Annotated in this window: 12 protein-coding genes and 3 pseudogenes; 10 read left to right on the top strand and 5 right to left on the bottom strand. The window is 67.5% G+C overall.

The window, feature by feature from the left end; genetic code table 11:
• Window positions 1–68 precede the first annotated feature (68 nt).
• Both QE393_RS22560 and QE393_RS22555 read right to left on the bottom strand, forming a co-directional pair.
• Complete coding sequence (locus QE393_RS22560) at window positions 69–932, bottom strand: methyl-accepting chemotaxis protein (RefSeq protein ID WP_405046297.1); 864 nt, start codon at window positions 930–932, stop codon at window positions 69–71.
• Window positions 927–1904: pseudogene (locus QE393_RS22555) on the bottom strand (methyl-accepting chemotaxis protein); the annotation flags it as partial. The pseudogene QE393_RS22555 and the gene QE393_RS22560, both read right to left, overlap by 6 nt.
• A gap of 529 nt (window positions 1905–2433) precedes the next feature.
• On the opposite strand from QE393_RS22555, the gene QE393_RS11825 reads away from it, so the two are divergent.
• The 3 genes from QE393_RS11825 to QE393_RS11815 all read left to right on the top strand — a co-directional run bounded on the left by QE393_RS11825 (window position 2434) and on the right by QE393_RS11815 (window position 6523).
• Complete coding sequence (locus QE393_RS11825) at window positions 2434–2676, top strand: DUF1654 domain-containing protein (RefSeq protein WP_273805889.1); 243 nt, start codon at window positions 2434–2436, stop codon at window positions 2674–2676.
• 59 nt (window positions 2677–2735) lie between these two features.
• Window positions 2736–3260, top strand: a complete 525-nt coding sequence (locus QE393_RS11820) for a GNAT family N-acetyltransferase (RefSeq protein ID WP_310043653.1) — start codon at window positions 2736–2738, stop codon at window positions 3258–3260.
• Window positions 3261–3448: 188 nt separating this feature from the next.
• Window positions 3449–6523, top strand: coding sequence for an autotransporter domain-containing protein (locus tag QE393_RS11815; protein WP_310043651.1), 3075 nt, complete (start codon window positions 3449–3451; stop codon window positions 6521–6523).
• 88 nt (window positions 6524–6611) lie between these two features.
• Here the strand turns inward: QE393_RS11815 and QE393_RS11810 are convergent, their stop codons facing one another.
• From QE393_RS11810 to QE393_RS22545, 3 genes and pseudogenes are all read right to left on the bottom strand, one after another.
• Entirely contained in the window at window positions 6612–7532 is a 921-nt protein-coding gene (locus QE393_RS11810; RefSeq protein WP_310043649.1) for a substrate-binding domain-containing protein, read from the bottom strand.
• A gap of 14 nt (window positions 7533–7546) precedes the next feature.
• Window positions 7547–8302 carry a methyl-accepting chemotaxis protein gene (locus QE393_RS22550; RefSeq protein ID WP_405046296.1) on the bottom strand — a complete coding sequence of 252 codons (756 nt, stop codon included), beginning with the start codon at window positions 8300–8302 and terminating at the stop codon, window positions 7547–7549.
• 102 nt (window positions 8303–8404) lie between these two features.
• Window positions 8405–8800 (bottom strand): annotated as a pseudogene (locus QE393_RS22545) (HAMP domain-containing protein); the annotation flags it as partial.
• Between the two features lie 1109 nt (window positions 8801–9909).
• Between QE393_RS22545 and QE393_RS11800 the strand changes: the two are divergent.
• The 7 genes and pseudogenes from QE393_RS11800 to QE393_RS11770 all read left to right on the top strand — a co-directional run bounded on the left by QE393_RS11800 (window position 9910) and on the right by QE393_RS11770 (window position 18762).
• Window positions 9910–10191 (top strand): hypothetical protein, encoded by a 282-nt coding sequence (locus QE393_RS11800; RefSeq protein WP_273805894.1) that lies wholly within the window; start codon window positions 9910–9912, stop codon window positions 10189–10191.
• A gap of 313 nt (window positions 10192–10504) precedes the next feature.
• Entirely contained in the window at window positions 10505–10768 is a 264-nt protein-coding gene (locus tag QE393_RS11795) for a hypothetical protein (RefSeq protein WP_183629326.1), read from the top strand.
• A 290-nt stretch (window positions 10769–11058) separates the two neighbouring features.
• A complete protein-coding gene (locus QE393_RS11790) occupies window positions 11059–13248 on the top strand; it encodes a TonB-dependent siderophore receptor (protein ID WP_273805895.1) in 2190 nt (729 codons plus the stop codon).
• A gap of 68 nt (window positions 13249–13316) precedes the next feature.
• A pseudogene (locus QE393_RS11785) lies at window positions 13317–13589 on the top strand (enterochelin esterase domain-containing protein); the annotation flags it as partial.
• A 103-nt stretch (window positions 13590–13692) separates the two neighbouring features.
• On the top strand, window positions 13693–14583 hold the full coding sequence (gene fes / locus QE393_RS11780) for an enterochelin esterase (protein ID WP_310045631.1): 891 nt from the start codon (window positions 13693–13695) through the stop codon (window positions 14581–14583).
• A 22-nt stretch (window positions 14584–14605) separates the two neighbouring features.
• Window positions 14606–14812 (top strand): MbtH family NRPS accessory protein, encoded by a 207-nt coding sequence (locus tag QE393_RS11775; RefSeq protein WP_273805897.1) that lies wholly within the window; start codon window positions 14606–14608, stop codon window positions 14810–14812.
• Window positions 14813–14823: 11 nt separating this feature from the next.
• The gene (locus QE393_RS11770) at window positions 14824–18762 is read left to right on the top strand and encodes an enterobactin synthase subunit F (RefSeq protein ID WP_310043643.1); all 3939 of its coding nucleotides are present in this window, start codon (window positions 14824–14826) and stop codon (window positions 18760–18762) included.
• The last annotated feature ends 30 nt before the right edge of the window (window positions 18763–18792 follow it).

Genomic DNA, 18792 nt, shown 5'->3' with positions numbered 1-18792 from the left:
GTTGAGTTGGAGAACCTGACGGTGCGAGCCCCTCCCGCAGGCCGCTGCGGCAGGGGCTCGGGCTGTGCTCAGACCTGGAAGCGGCGGGTCATTTCCTGCAGGCGGACACCGATGCGCGCCAGCTCCGTGCTCGAGGAGGCGGTCTCTTCGCTGGCGGCGGCGGTCTGCTCGGAGATGTCGCGGACATTGGTCACGCTGCGACTGATCTCTTCACCCGCGGTGCCCTGCTGCTCCGCGGCGCAGGCGATCTGCTCGTTCATCGACTCGATGTCCTTGACCGAACGGGTGATGCGCTTGAGCAGCTCGCCCGCCTCGCGCGACAGGCCGACGCTGCTGTCGGTCAACTGCACGTTATGGTCGAGCACCGCTGCCATGCGGTCGGTGCTCTGGTGCAGACCGGTGATGAGCTGGGCGATCTCGTCGGTCGAGGAGCGGGTGCGCTGGGCCAGGCCGCGGACCTCGTCGGCGACCACGGCGAAGCCGCGTCCCGCCTCGCCGGCGCGGGCGGCTTCGATGGCCGCATTGAGCGCCAGCAGATTGGTTTGCTCGGAAACCGCCTTGATCACATCGAGCACGCCACCGATGCTGTCGGCATGATCGCGCAGGGCCGCCATGGCGATCTTGGTCGACGCCATTTCGCCGGCCAGCAGTTCGATCTGGGCGATGGCCTTGTTGACGGCCTGGTCTCCCTGCTGGGCCTGCTGACTGGCCTCCAGCGCCGAGCGCGCGGCGGCCCCGGCGTTGCGCGCCACTTCGTGGGTGGTCGCCGTCATTTCCTGCATCGCGGTGGCGATCTGATCGGTCTCGACCTTCTGGGATTGCACCCCGGCACTGGTCTGCTCGGTCACCGCCGACAGCTGCTCGGCGGCACTGGCGACCTGGACGACACCGTCCTTCACTTCGCCGATGAGCCCGCGGAGGTTGGTGGTCATCTGCTGCATGCTGATCTGCAGCGCGCCCAGTTCATCCTTGCGGGTCACCTCCAGCTGACGGGTGAAGTCGCCGTTGGCGACCGTCTGCGCCAGGAGCACGGTGTCCTTCAGCGGGCGGACGATGGAGCGGGTGATCAGCCAGGCGCCCAGGAGGCCCAGAGCGATCGCGATGGCCAGCCATACCAGCAACAGCTGGCGTGCACCGCTCACATCCGTCAGCTGGAATTCCTTCTGGATCGCGGTGAGCCTGTCGGCGACCGACAGCAGCGTGGTGATGGTGGTGGTGATGCCGGCCTGGCCCTGGTCCACCTGGGCCTGGGTGGTGATCAGCTGTTGCAGGCGCTGCTGGTAGCCGACGAGTTCGTTGCCAAGCGGCTGCAACGCCTCGGTCGGCAGGCTACTGGTCGTAGCGAGTTGTTTGACCTGTGCCTGGATACCGTCCAGGGCGCCATGGGCAACGACCTCGTTGTCCTTGGTGGGCGTGGCGGCATAGCTGCGCAGGGCAATGCGCATCCGCTGCAGGTCGATGAAGAGGGCCGCTACCTGCTGACGGTCTTCGACTCGCCCTTCCTGGGCATTGGCCGCCGTGGCCAGGGCCAGCAGATAGGTGTTGGCCGCTTCCGCCGTGGCGGTCGCCGCCTGCTGGACGGCCGCACGCTCCCGCGTGGCGGTTACCACCTGGGTGTAGAACTCCCGATAGCGCTTGAGTGTGGCCTGGGCTTCGCTCAGCAAGGCCTCGTTGGCCTTCGAGTTGAAGTTGGGGATGATGCTCTGCAACTGGGCTTCGAGCCTGTCGAGCGCGGCCAGCCACTTGGCCGCCTGGGCCTCGTCGGCCTTGACGATGTAGACGAGTCGCTCGATGCGCATATCGCGCGCCAGGGTGCTGAATCCGGAGATGTCGCCGATCCTTTCGCTCCGATCGCGCAGGGCGTCGGTAGCCTGCCATCCGGTGTAGGCCACCAGCAGGATCATGCCGATGAGCAGGGAGAAGCCGAGTGCCAGCTTGGCCCGGACGCTGATGTTGCTGAGGAAATTCCAGCCATTGTGCTGCATGTGGACTACCTGGAGAGGAGGGCCGGGTGGAAGCACCTCAGCCGGATTCATGGTGATTTGTTATCGCGATATCGTTAGCCCCGTGGACGGGCTCCGAATACCTGACCCTACGGAGCCGCCGTCCTTCGTTGCGCGCCGATAACGGGCGGTAGCCCGGCGGGCGCGGAGCGCTCATCGAGAGCCCCCTGAGCGTTGTGGATGGGTCTGACCCTCGCTATGGAAAAGTGATCCACGTCACATCTTTTCCAGAGATGGCTGGTGGCTATTCCTGGATGGACGGCGCGTCGCCATCATGGGGACGCTGGGTTTCCCTGCGGGCTGACACAGGGCGAAAAGGGTCCTCCGACGTGGACCTCCAGGGCCACTGGCGGATCGAGGAGCCTGGCGACTTGCCAATCACCTCGGTCGAGAACTACTGTATAAAAGAACAGTTATGGAGCCCGCGCCCATGGCCCAGAGCCAGCCATCCCAGCTGACCTCCTATGATCGCCTGACGATGCGGGTGTCGCGGCTGGTGAACAACGCGCGTGGGGTCATCGACAAGCACGTGCATGTGGAGCGCCTGGAAGCGAGCAGCGAGGACTGGGAATCGTTGCTTGAAGCCTTTGGCGAGACCGAAGGCCTGATCGTGGCCCATCGCGATGACGGCAGCATAGACCTGTTCTGGAAGGTCAGCTACGACGATTTCTGAGCGGTCATGACACAGTGCTGGCTTCGTAAGCGGCTTGTCGCTGGAAGAGGAGGTTGGCCATGAATATCCAGCGCCTGGGGCCTGCCTGGGGCCCCGTCTACCGGCAACTGATGCTGGACGCCTATGCCCGACATCCGGAAGCCTTCACCTCCAGCCCCGAGGAGCGGGCGGCGCTGCCGCTCGACTGGTGGGAGCGTCGACTGCAGGAGGATGATCAGGCGCGAGAGCAGGTCTGGGGCGCTACCCGGGGAGCGGATCTGCTGGGCGTTGTCGGCCTTGGCCTCGAGACACGGGAAAAGGTCCGGCACAAGGCGACCCTGTTCGGAATGTACGTCCCCGATCGCCACCGGCGTCTGGGAATCGCCAAGGGCCTGCTGGACGAACTCCTGACCCATGCGCAGGGGCTGCCCAGACTCAGGGTCGCTCAGCTTACGGTGACCGAGGGTAATGATGCCGCTCTGGCGCTGTACCGGCAGGCGGGGTTCAACCTCTTCGGCAGCGAGCCGCTGGCGATTGCGGTAGGGGATAGCTTGCTCACCAAGCTGCACCTCTGGTGCGATCTGGACAGGTTGCGCCGCGGCTAGCGCGTCCCTGTCATCCACCACACCGCGATCCTTTCCCTGCTGGAGCCGCGGGTCCACGGTCCCGAGCGTCATCAGATGTCGTGAAACTGCCTCCAAATCGCCGCCACCCCGTCACAACACCGCTCTAGGCTCGCCGCCCCAAGACAGCTTGTAACAAGTTGTATCCACAGGGCCGAGGAGAAGAGCTGGTGAAACGTTCAGGTAACAAACCCGCGGTGTTGACGGTCGTGTTCGCGGCGTCGCTGTTGGCGCTTTCGGTGCAGGCGGCCAGCCGTTCGGGCAACAACGCCATCAATGGCGTCGATCTGCTGTCAGGCTACAACAAGCTCTGGACCCCTGGCGCCACTTGGAACACCGGCACGCCCACCGCCTTCGGGGCGCCCATCCTGCAGCGCAATATCCAGTACGTGGTCGACCTCGCGAAGACCCGCACCCAGGCCCAGGAGATGGCGGCCTACTACGACGACCGCCGCGACCAGAGCTACAGCCTGATCAGCGGCCTGGGCTCCCTGGCCAGTGGCTACCTGGCTGGCTCCGGCGCCTTCACCACCATCCCGGTGTTCGACGCCTCCACCCAGACCACCAAGTACAACGACAACGGCAACGGTGCCGGCGACGCCAACTCGCAACTGGGCAAGGTGGTGCAGCTGGTCCAGGCGATCCGCAACGATGCCTCCACCACCCCGGCCAAGAACGCCTACCAGTATCCGCGGCCCTGGCGGCAAGCCAGCGTGGACATCGTGCCGCTGTCGTTGCGCCCGGCGCTCAGCACCACGCCGCAGAGCGACGGCGGCTTTCCCAGCGGCCATACCAACGCGGCCTACCTGGCGGCCATGGGCTTCGGCTACGCCGTGCCCCAGCGCCTGGGTGAAGAACTCTTCCGCGCCTCGGAGCTAGGCAACAACCGCATCGTCGCCGGCATGCACTCGCCGCTGGACGTGATCGGTGGCCGCATCACCGCCACCTATTTCGCCATCGACAACCTGGTCAACAACGCCCAGCTGCGCAGCGATGCCTTCGCCCAGGCCCAGGCCTACTTCGCCCAGCAGTGCGGCGGCGACATCAACAGCTGCGTGGACAGGATCGATCCGGCCACCGACCAGCAGTCCCAGCACACCCAGGACAAGGCGCTGTACACCGCCCGTATGACCTACGGCTTCGCTCCCGTCGGTCCGACCAATCTGGCGCCGGTGGTGCCGGTCAATGCGGAGGTGCTGCTGGAGACGCGCTTTCCCTATCTCACCGCCAGTCAGCGCCGCGACATCCTGGCCAGCACCGAGCTGTCTTCCGGCTATGTGGTCATCGACGAATCCAACGGCTACGGTCGCCTCAACCTGATGGCCGCGGCCGATGGCTACGCGGCCTTCACCGGCAATGTCAGCGTCAACATGGATGCCAGTCAGGGTGGCTTCAACGCCCGCGACGCCTGGCGCAACAACATCGCTGGCAGCGGCAGCCTGACCAAGAACGGCAGCGGCGAACTCACCCTCAGCGGCTTCAACACCTACAGCGGCGGGACGGTGATCAATGGCGGCACCCTGCGTGGCCATGCTCAGGCCTTTGGCAGCGGCGACATCACCGACAATGCCACCCTGGTGCTGGATCAGTCGGTCAACGACAGCCTGGCCAACAACCTGCACGGCAGCGGCAGCCTGGTGAAGACCGGGAGCGGCTCCCTGAGCCTGACCGGCAACAGCGATTTTTCCGGTATTACCCGCGTCAACCAGGGTCGCCTGGCCATCAACGGAAACCTCGGTAATTCGGCGGTCACCGTCAACACGGGCGCCACCCTTGGCGGAAACGGCAGTCTCGCCAGCCTGCGTGTGGCCGAGGGCGGCATCCTCGCGCCCGGCAACTCGGTGGGGCAACTCAACGTCAACGGTAACGCCGGCCTCGACCAGGGCTCGATCTATCAGGTCGAGACCGATGCCAGCGGCCGCGCCGATCGCCTGGTGGCCAGTGGCGGCATCACCGTCGACGGCGCCACCCTGGCGCTGGTTTCCAGCCCCTACTGGCAGCCGCTGGGCAGCTATCAGCTGCTGAGCGCGGGCAATGGCCTGAGCGGCCGCTTCGGCCAGATCCAGTCCGACTTCGCCTTCCTCACCCCGACCCTGAGCTATGGCGCCAACCAGGCGACCCTGAGCCTGGCGCGCAATGGCGTGGCCTTCGCCGAGCTGGCCGAGGGCCGCAACGCCCGCGCCGCCGCGACGAGCCTGGATAGCGCCGGTGCCGGCAATGCCTTGTGGAATCAGGTGGCCGCGACCAACGCCGCCGGCGCCCGGAGCACCTTCCAGAGCCTGGGCAACGAGCTGCACGCCTCGACCAAGACCGTGCTGGTGGAAAACAGCCGGCTGGTGCGCAATGCCATGAGCGATCGCCTGAGCGACGCCCTGGACGAGTTGCCGTCCAGCTCCGGCATCCAGGGTCTGGCCGGCAGTCGCGAGCGGGGACTGGTCTGGACCCAGGCCCTTGGCGCCTGGGGTCGCAACGACGGCAGTCACGACGCCAGCAGCCTGGACAGCCACAGCCGTGGCCTGCTGATCGGTAGCGACGTACCCCTGGACAGCGGTTGGCGCGTCGGCGGGCTGGTGGGCGTTGGTCACACCGATCTCGACCTGCGCGGCGAATCCGGCTCGGCGGACAGCACCGACTACCACCTGGGCCTCTATGCCGGCCGGCAGTGGGACGCCCTCAGCCTCAAGCTGGGCCTGGCCCACAGTTGGCACCAGGTGGAGGCGCGGCGTACCCTGGCGATCCTCGGTGACGACCAGCGCCTGGCGCCGGACTACGATGCCGGTACCAGCCAGGCCTTCGGCGAACTCGCCTATCGGATCGAGCAGGGCAGCCTGAGTCTGGAGCCCTTCGCTACTCTGGCCCAGGTGCATCTGCAGACCGATGCCTTTCGCGAGCGCAGCGGTGCGCTGGAACTGGACAGTCGGCGGCAGACCACCGATGCGACCTTCAGCACCCTGGGCCTGCGCCTGGCGGCCCGGCCACTCGGTAGGCTGAAGGTGGTACCGAGCGCGACCCTGGGCTGGCGCCATGCCTTCGGCGACACCACCCCCGAGCATGAGTCGGCCTTTGCCGGTGGCCCGGACTTCAAGCTGGTGGGGGCACCCATTGCGCGGGACGCGGCCGTGGTGCGCGGCGCCCTGGACCTGGCGCTGAGCGAGACGGTGTCGCTGGGATTGGGCTATGAGGGCCAGCTGAGCAGCCAGGCCAAGGACCAGGACCTCGACGCCCGGCTCAGCTGGCGCTTCTGAGGAAAGGTGCCCTGACTGTCCGAAAGGGCAGGGCGCCTGGCCCGGGCAGGGCGGCTGCCGGAAACGGACAGCCTGCCTGCCGTGAGGGCTAGAAGGACGCCAGATTGTCCGGCGTGATCAGCTGGAAGGGGACCCGGGTGAGATTGCTGCTGGTAGAGCCGTTGGCCAGCCGCAGGGCCATGTCCACCGCGCCCTGGCCCTGGCCCTTGGCGTCCTGCAATACACTGACCGCCAGCTTGCCCTCGCGCATCTCCTGCAGCCCGTCGGGGGTGCCGTCGATGCCGCCCACCAGGTATTTCGCCAGCGGCTTGCCGGCCTTTTCCAGACCACGGATCGCGCCGATGGCCATCTCGTCGTTGTTGGCGGCGACGATGTCGAAGGCCACGCCCTTGTCGACCCACTGCAGGACGCGTTCGGTCGCCTCGCTGCGCTGCCAGTTGGCCGAGGCCTTCACCACCACCTGCATGTCCGGGTACTTGGCCACCACCTTCTCGACGCTCTCGGTGCGCAGCTTGGTCGCCGGGTGGGCCGGTTCGCCCATCAGGATGGCCACCTTGCCCTTGTAGCCGGCACGGCGAGCCAGCTCTTCCATCTGCATCGTCGCGGCTTCCACCTCGTCCGAGCCGACGAAGCCGGCATAGGTGGGCAGGGGCGAGACGCTGGGGCGATAGTTGATGAACACCAGCGGCACCTTGCTGCTCATCGCCAGCGACAGCATCTCCTGGGTATTGCTGTCGTCGATGAGATTGACGATGACCGCATCGACATGGGCGGCGATCAGGTTGCGGTACTGGCGCAGCTGCAGGGCGCTGTCACTGTTGGCGTTTTCCAGGAAGAGGTCGGCGTCCAGGGTATGGGCGCGTTCCTCGACATTGTTGATCAGCAGGGTGCGGAAGTTGTCGCGCTTGGAGGTCAGGACGCCGATCAGCGGGGCGCTGGCCTGGGCCAGGTTGACGCAGGTGGCGGCCAGGACGAGACCGGCGAGAAGGCGAAGCTTTGGCTTGAACATGAGTCGGTCCCCGGTCAGACACTGAAACGTTGCAGCAGCTCGCGCTGCCGGCTGGCCATGAGCGAGAGGTCCTCGCTGCTCCGCGCGGCGCTGTCGGCACCCTCTGCAGCCCTGAGCGCGGCGTCGTTGATCTGCACCATCATGCGGCTGGTTTCCTGCACGGTGGCGCTCTGCTCCTCGGTGGCGGCGGCGATCTGGGTATTCATCTCGCGGATGGTGCCGACCGCCTGGCTCATGCTCTGCAGGGCTTCCCGGGCGGAGGAGGCCAGTTGCACGCACTCCCCGGACTGGGCGCGGCTCACCCCCATGATGTCCACCACCGAATGGATCTTCTGCTGCATCTGTTCGATCTGTTGCTGGATCTCGCTGGTGGAGGCCTGGGTACGACTGGCGAGGGAACGTACCTCGTCGGCGACCACGGCGAAGCCGCGGCCCTGCTCGCCGGCGCGAGCGGCTTCGATGGCGGCGTTGAGAGCGAGCAGATTGGTCTGCTCGGCGATATTGCGGATGGCGTCGACGATGCCGTCGATGCTCTGGCCATAGCCCTGCAGTTCATCGGTGGCCTGGGCGGCGACCTGGATCTGCTGGGCCTGGCGCTGGATGCTGTCGATGGTCTCGGCGACGGTGGTGCCGGTCGCCGTACTCAGTTCGAAGGTGTGGTCGACCGCATCCTTGGTGTCGAGGGCGCGCTGGGCCACCTCGGCCACGGTGCTTTCCATCTGGGTCATCGCCGAGGCGGCGGAGCCGAGACGCTCGGTCTGCTCCTCCACGGCGCGGGTGGTGCTGGCACTGATGTCGGCATTGGCCAGGGCGGTACGCCGGAGGTCGTCGGCCGACTGCGTGAGGGTCTGCACCGTGGTCTGCAGCGAACGGATCAACTCGTTGAGATAGCCGCCCAGTTCGCTGAATTCGTCCTTGCGACGCACATCGAACTGGACCCGCAGATCGCCAGCCGTGACCCGGCGCAGCGAGTCGCGGAACGCCTGCAGTGGTCGCCGCAGGCCGCGTGCGACCCACAGGCCGATGATCACGGCGGCGCAGATCGCCAGCAGGGCAACGATGGCCAGGACCTGGCGGCTGGTGGCCACGCTGGCATCGGTATCGCTCTTGGCTTGCTGCGCCACGGCGACGGCACCGGCGCTGAGGGTGCGCAGGGCATCCAGGGTCGCCTGCAGGGCGGTGCCGGTGCGCTGGCGCTGGGCGTCGAACTGGGCCTCGGCCGCGGCCTGCCGCTCATAGGCCTGGCGCAGGCCATTGGGCGCGGTCATTTCGTGCAGCAGACGGGTGACCATTACCCCCACGATGCGCGCGCTGCGCTCGTCGACGGTGGCCAGGGCGCGCAGCCGATCGGTGATGACATCCTGCTGCTGGTTGAGCGTCACCGCCAGACCTGGCAGATCCAGGCGGGCCGCCTGAGCGGCGAAGGCGGCATAGGTCTTGTCCGTTTCGATCAGCAGCATCTGGGCGGCGCGAACCGCCGCGGTGGCGCCTTCCGCCTTCTGTTGCGCACTGTAGGCCTGCAGGTAGCTGGACAGCCGATTGGCCTCCGGCGTGGCATAGCCCTGCAGGATCCGGGTTTCACGGCGCACGGTGACCAGCCGGCGATAGCTGTCGATGAGGATTTTCGCCTGGTCGCCATAGGCGTTGCCCAGCTTCTGCTCCTGAGCGAGCGCCTGGGTCAGCTGGTCGTGGCCGCGCAACAGCGCCGGCAGGCGCTGGTGCAGCTGCAGGTAGTCGGCGAACTGCTGCTGGAATTGCTTCTCGTGCGTGGCGATCGGGGCGGAGTCGGTCTCGGCCAGCAGACTGAGCAGGGTCTGGTTGGCGCCCAGCAGCTGCACGTTGATTTCGCCAACGGCCTGACCGAGCGGCGCGGATTGCTCGGTGATGACCGCCAGCCGCTCATGGATGGACTGGGTACTGGTGAAGCTTACGGCGACGATACCCAGCAGCAGCAGCACCAGAAGAGCGATGCCGCCGACTACCCGTTGAAGAAGCGTCATGGTTGTTCCCTGCTTTGTTATCGGTGTAGAGGCAGGAGGCCAGCGGCGGCAGGTGTCATCGTGCGTCTCGATGCCTGTCCGTGGCCAACATCCCCGCAGCCTAGTCTTATCCCCTGACCTTTCCGCAGGGTCTGCGGACGTGCGGCCTTCGCCGGGCGATCAGCTGTCGTCGACACCCGCCAGCGCTCGTGCCAGAGCCTGGCGTGCCGGTTCGCGTCCTCGACGGGCAGTACCCGCGGGCTGCCAGGCACATGGCAGGCGCTCGCCTAGGGCTACCGTGCGACGGACACCTCAGGTTGCGATGCTGGCGTGCTCGGCCAGAAACCAATCCGGGCTTCGCCAGGTCCCTGAAAGGTCTCTTTTCTCAGGAATACCCGATGTCCAAAGCTCTGCTGTGCTCCCTCGTACTGGCTACCGCCGCAACCCTGACGGCGTGCGACAAGACCTCCGAAGACCACGCCCAGGACGCTCAGACCCATAGCCAGAAGGCCCAGGAGAAGGCGGCCGAAGGCAAGGTCGAGCGGGCCTCCAAGGAGCAGGCCAAGGCGCAGGAAGACCGGGCCCAGGCCAATGAAGCCGCGGCCACCGAAGGGCGCAACACGCCACCCGATTCCGCCGTGCCCGGCTATATCAAGACGCCCAGCAAGGAAAATCCCTGAGTCTCGGCCCTGGTCGGCTGTTGGTTCAGGAGCGGCCGCCGAGGAGGCGACGCGAGAGGCAAGGCCCGCTGCAAGAGGACTTAGCGTCTTCTTTGCTGTCCAGCGAGATCAGCTTGTGACGCTCTCGCTGGCGGAACATCCGGAGCGTGGGAGGAAGCGGACCAGGGCAAGGCGCTGATCGGCGGTGCGGAGAACGGGCCTGGGCTTGCCGACGACAGCCATCGTCGAGGCGAGCAACGGCTGTTTACATCCGGGCCAGGACGATTAGAGTAGAAGCCACTTCGCCATCATTCGTCCAGCCTCCGGAGCCACCATGAGCCTTTCGCGACCGATCCACTGGTATCGTGCCCGCAGCACGCTCGAAATCGTCGCCCTGGGCCTGGGCGTCATCGCCCTGGTGGTCGCGCTCGATCAGGGGCTGCGCAATTCGCCTTCCGAACACCTCGCGGACTATCACGCCTGCAAGGGTGACGGTGGCCTGGCGCGAATGAACGCCATCGGCGAAATCGTCTGCCGGCTGCCCAGCCCGGTGATCGGTCAGGTGGCGGCCAAGACCCCGGCGGTCTCCGGCCTCTAAACGACCGCCAGGCTTCCCACTGCGCGGCCCGTTCAGGCGCAGCCTGAATCTGTGACGGGCCCCTTCCAATCCGGTCGACGCCTCTTTCCTGCATTCCTTCCTGATGCCGTCCTGACCTCTGGGCGTGGATCACGGCTGCCTGGCGTTCGCGAGGCGAACAGCTATTGCTTAACGTAATATTTGATAATGAGAGTGCTTATCATTTAAAGTGCTGGCCCTCGCGGGATACCGCGAAGAGCAGCCTTCAAGTGCACGGCGTCGGCTGCAACGCCACGGTCACAAGGATCACCATGAACACCCAAGGAACCCTCTGCCAGCCCGTCCGCCCTTGCCGCGGGGCTCTCCGTCAGCTGCTGCTGATCGGCGCGCTGATTCCCTTTCCGCTGACGGCCCTGGCCGCCACGGTGGCCGAGCAGAACGCCACGGAACTGGACACCCTGACCATCGAAGGCAACCGCCTCTACGACATGGCGCCCTCGGAACAGACCGGCGGCTATACCGTGGATTCGGCGACCGTGGGCACCAAGACGCCGGCCGCCCTGCGCGATATTCCCCAGTCGATCACCTCCTACACCAGCGACTACATCAAGGATCGCAACTTCAACACCCTGGACGAGCTGGCCAAGTCCACCGCCGGCCTGCGGGTGCTGACCAACGACAGCGGGCGTTCCTCCATCTATTCGCGTGGTTACGAGTACGACGAATACAACATCGACGGCCTGCCGGCGCCCATGACCAGCATCTTCGGCACCGTACCCATTCTCTCGCCCTTCGACCGGGTCGAGATCATGCGCGGCCCCTCCGGGCTGTTCAACAGCACCAGCGAACTGGGCGGCATCGTCAACATGGTGCGCAAGCGCGGCACGGAAGAGTTCCAGGGTCACATCACCGGGCGCTACGGTTCTTGGGACACCAACTACCAGGAAATCGACCTGGCCGGTCCGCTCACCGAGAGCAAGAACGTACGCGGTCGCTTCGTCGCCTCCCGCGCCGACACCAATGGCGAGGTGGACTACAACGCCAACACCGACCAGAGCTACTACGGCGACCTGGACATCGACCTGTCCGACGCCACCCAGATCTCCTTCGGCTTGATCCATCAGGTCAAGAACCTCACCCCGCACAATGGCTATCCCACCGACACCCAGGGCAACCTGCTGGACTTCAGCCAGTCGCGCTTCCTGGGAGCGGACTGGAACTACTTCGACGGCAAGACCACCGACGGCATCTTCGAGCTGACCCACAGGTTCGATAACGGCGGCTATGGGCGCATCGCCGCGCGGGCGTCGCATCGGGAGGCGGATTACCTCTATGCCTTCACCGGCGGGGCGGTGCAGGCCAACGGCAATACCAGCATTCGCGCCAGCACCCGGGACTTCGAGCAGGACGCCTATTCCCTCGACGCCAGCTACAGCCAGCCGTTCGAGGCGCTGGGTCAGGTCAGCGAATTCGTCGTGGGTACCGACTACAAGCACTACGACACCGATTACCAGAACGGCAACAGCGTCCTGGGTACGGTCAACGTGAACAGCTATTCGCCGACCCGCTTCGCCAAGCCGGCGCGCGCCTACCAGACCGACTTCAGCAGCGAGGATCGCGAATTCGGCCTCTATTCCAAGGTCACCTTCCGCCCCATCGAGCGCCTGGCGCTGATCGGCGGTGCCCGGGTCTCCTGGTACAAGGGCGAGGCCTACACCACCACCCTGGCCAGCGGCGCCGAGGCGGGGGAGAGCCAGAAGCACAGCGGCTTCGTCACCCCCTACCTGGGTACCGTCTACGACCTGGACGACTACCATTCCCTCTACGCCAGCTATTCGAAGGTGTACAAGCCACAGAGCGAGCTGGATGCCCAGGGCAAGGCCATCGATCCGCGCGAGGGTGACCAGTACGAAGTCGGGATCAAGGGCAGCTACTTCAACGGCGACATGAATGCGCGGCTGTCGGTCTTCCAGCTGACCGACGAGAACCGCGCGTCCACGCCCTTCGATGCCAATGGTCTTGCCATCACCACCTATTCCGAAGCGTCCGGCAAGACGCGGGTGAAGGGGGCCGAGATCGAGGTCAGCGGCAAGCTCACCGAGCAGTGGGAAATGCTCGCCGGCTACACCTACATGGATACCCAGAACCTCAGCGGCGATGGCAACACCCTGTTCGAAGCCATGCCCAAGCACATGGCCTCGCTGTGGACCAAGTACACCCTGGCGGGTGGTCCGCTGACCGGCCTGAGCATCGGTGGCGGGGTGACCGCCATGAGCGATTTCTCCCAGACCAACCAGACCTCCGGGGTCACGGTGTCCGCGCCGGGTTATGCCACGGTGGATGCCAAGTTCTCCTATCCGGTCACCCAGCAGCTCACCGCGACCCTGGACGTGAACAACCTCCTCGACAAGGAATACTGGTCGCGCGTAGGTTCGGTTTCCACCTTCAACTTCCAGGGCCCCTCGCGCAGCGTGATGGTCGGGGCGCGCTACGACTTCTGAGGTTCAGGCCGACCTGCGTCAGGCGCAGGTCGGCCAATGCGCTGCACGCCGTGACGATCTCTTCCACGATGCACCGAGATGCGATGAAAGATTCACTCTTCCAGCGGGACGATGTCGGCAGCGAGCCCTGGTGGCAGGCCGTGGCCTGTCGCGGCACGCCGCTGATCGAACCCACTGTGGCCGGGCGCTATCGCCTGACCTTTGTCTGGCGCGACCCCGAGGGGTTGGCCGAGCGCTCCCGTACCCGGCGGGTCTGGCTCAACATCACCGGCGTCACCGACCATCATCAACCGGGCCTGCCGCAGAGTCTGCGGCGCCTGCCAGGCAGCGATGTCTGGGCCTGGGAGACCGAGCTGGAGGGCGGCTGGCGCGGCAGCTACTGCCTGATCCCCAGCGGGGAGCGCGGCACCGTTCGAAGGCGAGGCCCAGCCCGACCTCCAGGGCATCCGCCTCTGGTGGCGCAGCGTCTTTCCCCTGGCCCAGGCCGACCCGCTCAACCCCCGCCGCGCCTGGCAGGGTGGGCGCGGGCTGGCCGTATCGGGCGTGCACCTGCCGGAGGCGCCTGCGCAGCCGGCCTGGGCGGCCTTCGATACCGACCGGCCACGGTCTCCAGCGGCCTGGCCCCGCCTGCAGCAGTACCCGTGGGACAGCGCCCGGCTGGGCAACAGCCGCCCGGTATGGCTCTTCGCTACGGGTAATACCAACCCTATGGAGCGGCCGCTGGCCATTCTGCTGGATGGGCAGTTCTGGGCGCAGGCGATGCCGGTGGGCGTGCCGCTGCAGCGGCTTACCGATGCCGGCCAACTGCCGGAGGCGGTCTATCTGCTGATCGACAACAGCGACCGCGCCCTGCGTGGCAGCGAGTTGCCCTGCAATCCGGAATTCTGGCTGGCGGTGCAGGAAGAGCTGCTGCCGCAGGTGCGCGACTGGGCGCCCCATGCGCAGTCGCCGTCCTCGACGGTCGTCGCCGGGCAGAGCTTTGGCGGACTGGCGGCGCTCTATGCCGCGCTGCACTGGCCTGAGCGCTTCGGTTGCGCCCTGAGCCAGTCCGGATCCTTCTGGTGGCCGCAGCGCGGCGCGTCGGGACGGCTGTTCGAGGCACTGGCGAGCGGGCAGGGGCGCACTCACCCCTTGCGGCTGTTCATCGAGGCCGGGTTGCGCGAGCCGGCCATCCTCGAAGCCTCCCGCGCCCTGGTCCCACGCCTGCGCGAGCAGGGTCACGACCTCGACTATCGCGAGATCGACGGGGGCCATGATGCCCTCTGGTGGCGCGGTGGCCTGCTCGACGGTCTGGTCCGCCTCTGGCAACCCCTGCTCGCCGACGCCCCTCGCTAATCCCCCTTTCCCAGGAGCTCCGATGGACGCCCCCAATCCCTTCGACGATCCCGCCCAGGTGCTGCTGATCCTGCGCAATGCCCGGGGCCAGTGCAGCCTCTGGCCGCAGGCCATGGCCGTTCCCGCCGGTTGGGCGCCCGTGTTCGGCCCGGCGCCGCGCGTCGCTTGCGACGACTGGCTCGCCAGCCACTGGCGCGATATCCGCCCGGTCGTCTCCCTGCCTTCCTGACTGGAGTTCCCGTGTCTTCCACGCCCCGTTCTCGCTTTCCCGAGCTGCCGCTGGTCGCTGCCCAGCCCGGCATCTGGCTGGCCGATCAGCTGTCGCCCCATGCCAACGCCTTCGCCGTGGCCCATCTGGTCGAGTTGCGCGGGCCGATCGACGCCCAGGCGCTGATGGCGGCCATCGTCCAGGGCCTGGGCGAACTGGACAGCCTGCAGCTGACGTTCGCCGAGCGCGAGGGCGAGCTGGTGCAGTGGATCGACAGCGCCATGGCCATCCCTGCGCCCGAATGGCTGGACCTGCGTGGGGTAGCCGATCCGGAAGGCGTAGCGCGCGCGGCCATCCGCACCGATCTCGACGGCGACCTGCGGGCCACCAGTGGCGGTCCGCTGTGGCTCAACCGGATCTACCGGCTGGGTGACGATCACCTGTTCTGGTACCAGCGCTATCACCACCTCCTGATCGATGGCTATGGCTTCGCGGCCCTGGCCAAGCGGGTAGCGGCCCTGTACAGCGCCAGGGTACGGGGCGAGACGACCGAGGCCTCGCCCTTCGTGTCCTTTGCCGAGGTGGTGCGCGAATACCAGGATTATCGGCAGTCGGCCGTGCGCGAGCGCGACGAAGCCTTCTGGCGCGAGCGTGGCGCGGCCTTGCCGCCGGCGGCGTCCCTGGCGCCAGGTGGCCTGTCGGGACAGGTACCCACGCCGCGGGTGGTGGAAGCCCGCACCCGGGTGCCCGCCACGGTCTTCACCCGGCTCGCCGAGCAGGGCAGGGCTCAGGGGGTGACGCCGGCCGATCTGGCCGTGGCCCTGGCCGCCACCTGGTTCGCGCGCCTCAGTGGCCAGCCGGCCTTCAGCGCCGGCTTCATCTTCATGAGACGCATGGGTTCGGTGGCGCTCAAATCCGGTGGCGCGACGCTCAACGTCCTACCGCTGGGCGTGCGCACCGACTCGACCCAGACGCTGCCGCAACTCGCCGCCGCGCTGGCCGCCGAGCTGAAGAAGGTACGCCGTCACCAGCGCTACGACGCCGAGCAGATCGCCCGCGATCTTGGCCGTCCGGGCGATGCCGAGCCGCTGACCGGACCGGTCATCAACCTCAAGCTGTTCGATTTCGCGCTGGATTTCGCCGGGGTGCCCGGCATCACCCACGAACTGGCGTCGGGGCCTGTGCGCGACCTGGAGATCGCCCTCTATCTGGAAGCGGGCGGCGCCCTGGATATCAAGCTGCTGGGCAATGCCGAGCGCTACGCCGCCGATCTGTTGCAGGGGCACGTGGAGCGGTTCGGCCTGCTGGCCGGGCAATTCGCCGAGCAGCCCGGTCTGGCCCTGGGCGATGCAGACCTGCTGGCCCCGGCGGATCGCGCCTGGCTGGCCGAGATCAATGCAACCAGGCAACCGCGGCCTGAGGCCACCCTCGCGACCCTGCTGGCCGACCAGGCCGCGCGCACCCCTGCCGCGCCTGCACTGGCCGATCTGCAGCTTGCCTTCAGCTATCGGGAAACGCGCCAGCAGGTGCTGGCGCTGGCCCAGCGGCTGAGCACGGCCGGGGTCGGTCGCGGCGACATCGTCGCCGTGGCCCTGCCACGCTCGGTGTTCCTCTCCCTGGCGCTGCTGGCGACGATCGAGCTGGGCGCCGCCTACCTGCCGCTGGACAGCGGCTATCCCGACGAGCGCCTGCAACTGATGCTCGACGACGCGCGACCCCGGGTGCTGGTGACCGATGCCAGCCAGCGCGGGCGCTTCCCGGCGCTGCGCGAGGATCAGCTGCTGATTCTCGATGCGCCCCTGGAGGAGCTGGACCACGAGCCCGTGTTCGCCGGACCGCGTCGCGGCGATCCGGCCTATCTGCTCTATACCTCCGGCTCCACCGGCCGCCCCAAGGGCGTGGTGGTCGGCCATGCCGCCATCGTCAATCGCCTGCTGTGGATGCAGGACAGCTATCCCATCGGCGCCGGCGACACTGTCTTGCAGAAGACGCCGAGCAGCTTCGATGTGTCGGTCTGGGAATTCTTCTGGCCGCTGCTGGTGGGCGCCCGGCTGTACCTAGCGCCGCCCGAGGCCCATCGCGATCCCGCGGCGCTGCAGGAGCTGTTCGCCCGCGAGCGGGTGACCACGGTGCACTTCGTGCCCTCGATGCTGGCGGCCTTCGTCGCCAGCCTGGACGAGCCGGCCGCGGTGGCCCGCTGCGCCAGCCTGCGCCAGGTGTTCTGCAGCGGCGAGGCGCTGCCCACCGAGCTGGCCCGCACCTGGGAGCGCCGGGTCGGCGTGCCCCTGCACAATCTCTATGGCCCCACCGAAGCCGCGGTCGACGTCTCCTATCATCCGGCTCACGGCGCCGCCCTGGCGGCCGTCACCGGCAGCAGCGTGCCCATCGGCAAGCCGGTGTGGAACACCGGGCTGCACATCCTCGACGAACGCCTGCGGCCGGTACCGCCGGGTGTAGCGGGTGAACTCTATCTCAGTGGGGTGCAGCTGGCCGACGGCTATCTGGGTCGCCCCGAACTGACCGCGGCGCGTTTCATCGCTGCGCCGGACGGGCAGGGCGAGCGGCTGTATCGCACCGGCGACGTGGCGCGCTGGCTGCCGGAGGGCGTCGTCGAATACCTGGGCCGCAGCGACGACCAGGTGAAGATCCGGGGTCAGCGCATCGAACTGGCGGAGATCGACCATGCCCTGCTGGCGCTGCCCGGCGTGGCCCAGGCAGTCACCCACGCCCGGGTGCTGGGCGAGGCGGCCGCTACCACCGGCGGCGATGCCCGCCAGCTGGTGGGTTATCTGGTCGCCCAGCCGGGTGCTGTACTGGACCTGGAGCGCCTGCGCGCGCGCCTGGGCGAAAGCCTGCCGCCGCATCTGGTGCCGGTGGCGCTGGTCGAGCTGGAGGCCTTGCCCCTGGGCGCCACCGGCAAGCTGGATCGCAAGGCCCTGCCGGCGCCCCGGGGCGTGGCCAGGGCCGCGAGCCGTCCCCTGGCGCCGGGGCTGGAAAGCGAGCTGGCGGCGGCGTTTTCCGAGGTGCTCGGCTGCGCCATCGTCGGTGCGGACGATGACTTCTTTGCCCTCGGTGGCCATTCGCTGCTGGCCATGACCCTGGCGGCCAATCTGCGCCCGCGCCTGGGGCGGCCGGTATCCATTGGCCAGATCATGGTGGCCTCCAGTGTCGCCCGCCTGGCGCGGCAGCTGGAGCAGGACGCGGCGAGCGCAACGCGGGCCGGCTTCGAGACCCTGCTGCCGCTGCGCCCGGGCGACGGGCCCAGGCTGTTCTGCTTCCATCCGGCCTCGGGTTTCGCCTGGCAATTCAGCGTACTGGCGCGCCACCTGGATCCGCGCTGGTCGCTGCTCGGCATCCAGTCGCCGCGCCCGGACGGTCCCCTGGCCCAGGGCGCCGATCTGGACGCCGTCATCCAGCGCCATCTGCGCACCCTGCGCGAGGTGCAGCCGCACGGCCCCTATCATCTGCTCGGCTATTCCCTGGGCGGCACCCTGGCCCAGGGCCTGGCGGCGCGGTTGCAGGCGGCAGGAGAAGAGGTCGCCTTCCTCGGCCTGCTCGACACCTATCCACCGGAAACCCAGAACTGGCAAGAGCGCGAAGGCCAGCGCGAGCTGGATCCTGAGGTGCTGGCCGAGGTCAATCGCGAGCGCGAGGCCTTCCTGGCCGCCCAGCAGGGCCTGGCCGATCCGGCGCTGGGGGAGGGGGCGGAGCTGTTCGCCACCATCGAGGGCAACTACGCCGATTCGGTGCGGCTGCTGGCCACCGCGCGCAGCGCGCGGTTCGACGGCGAGGCACTGATGTTCGTCGCCCGCCGCACCCTGCCGGCGGGAATGGACGTCAGGACCACCTGGGCGCCCTGGATCACCCGCTTGCAGGCCCACGAGGTGGACTGCGCCCACGTCGACATCATCGCCCCGGCCCAGCTGGCGCAGATCGGCCCGCTGCTGAATCGGGCGTTGAAGGCGTTGTGACGGCTCGAGGGTTCGCCTCGACGGCGACTC

This window comes from Pseudomonas sp. SORGH_AS_0211, from assembly GCF_031453455.1.
Classification (GTDB): domain Bacteria; phylum Pseudomonadota; class Gammaproteobacteria; order Pseudomonadales; family Pseudomonadaceae; genus Chryseomonas; species Chryseomonas aestiva.
The sequence above is the reverse complement of the archived record's forward strand: the minus strand, read 5'-3'. Positions and strand labels throughout refer to the sequence as shown.

Excerpts from the sequence above, each read along its gene's own strand:
- QE393_RS11800 (WP_273805894.1), top strand. The coding sequence starts at position 9,910 with ATGTCCAAAGCTCTGCTGTGCTCCCTCGTACTGGCTACCGCCGCAACC.
- QE393_RS22560 (WP_405046297.1), bottom strand. The coding sequence starts at position 932 with ATGACCACCAACCTCCGCGGGCTCATCGGCGAAGTGAAGGACGGTGTC.
- QE393_RS11790 (WP_273805895.1), top strand. The coding sequence starts at position 11,059 with ATGAACACCCAAGGAACCCTCTGCCAGCCCGTCCGCCCTTGCCGCGGG.
- QE393_RS11820 (WP_310043653.1), top strand. The coding sequence starts at position 2,736 with ATGAATATCCAGCGCCTGGGGCCTGCCTGGGGCCCCGTCTACCGGCAA.
- QE393_RS11825 (WP_273805889.1), top strand. The coding sequence starts at position 2,434 with ATGGCCCAGAGCCAGCCATCCCAGCTGACCTCCTATGATCGCCTGACG.
- QE393_RS11795 (WP_183629326.1), top strand. The coding sequence starts at position 10,505 with ATGAGCCTTTCGCGACCGATCCACTGGTATCGTGCCCGCAGCACGCTC.
- QE393_RS11810 (WP_310043649.1), bottom strand. The coding sequence starts at position 7,532 with ATGTTCAAGCCAAAGCTTCGCCTTCTCGCCGGTCTCGTCCTGGCCGCC.
- QE393_RS11775 (WP_273805897.1), top strand. The coding sequence starts at position 14,606 with ATGGACGCCCCCAATCCCTTCGACGATCCCGCCCAGGTGCTGCTGATC.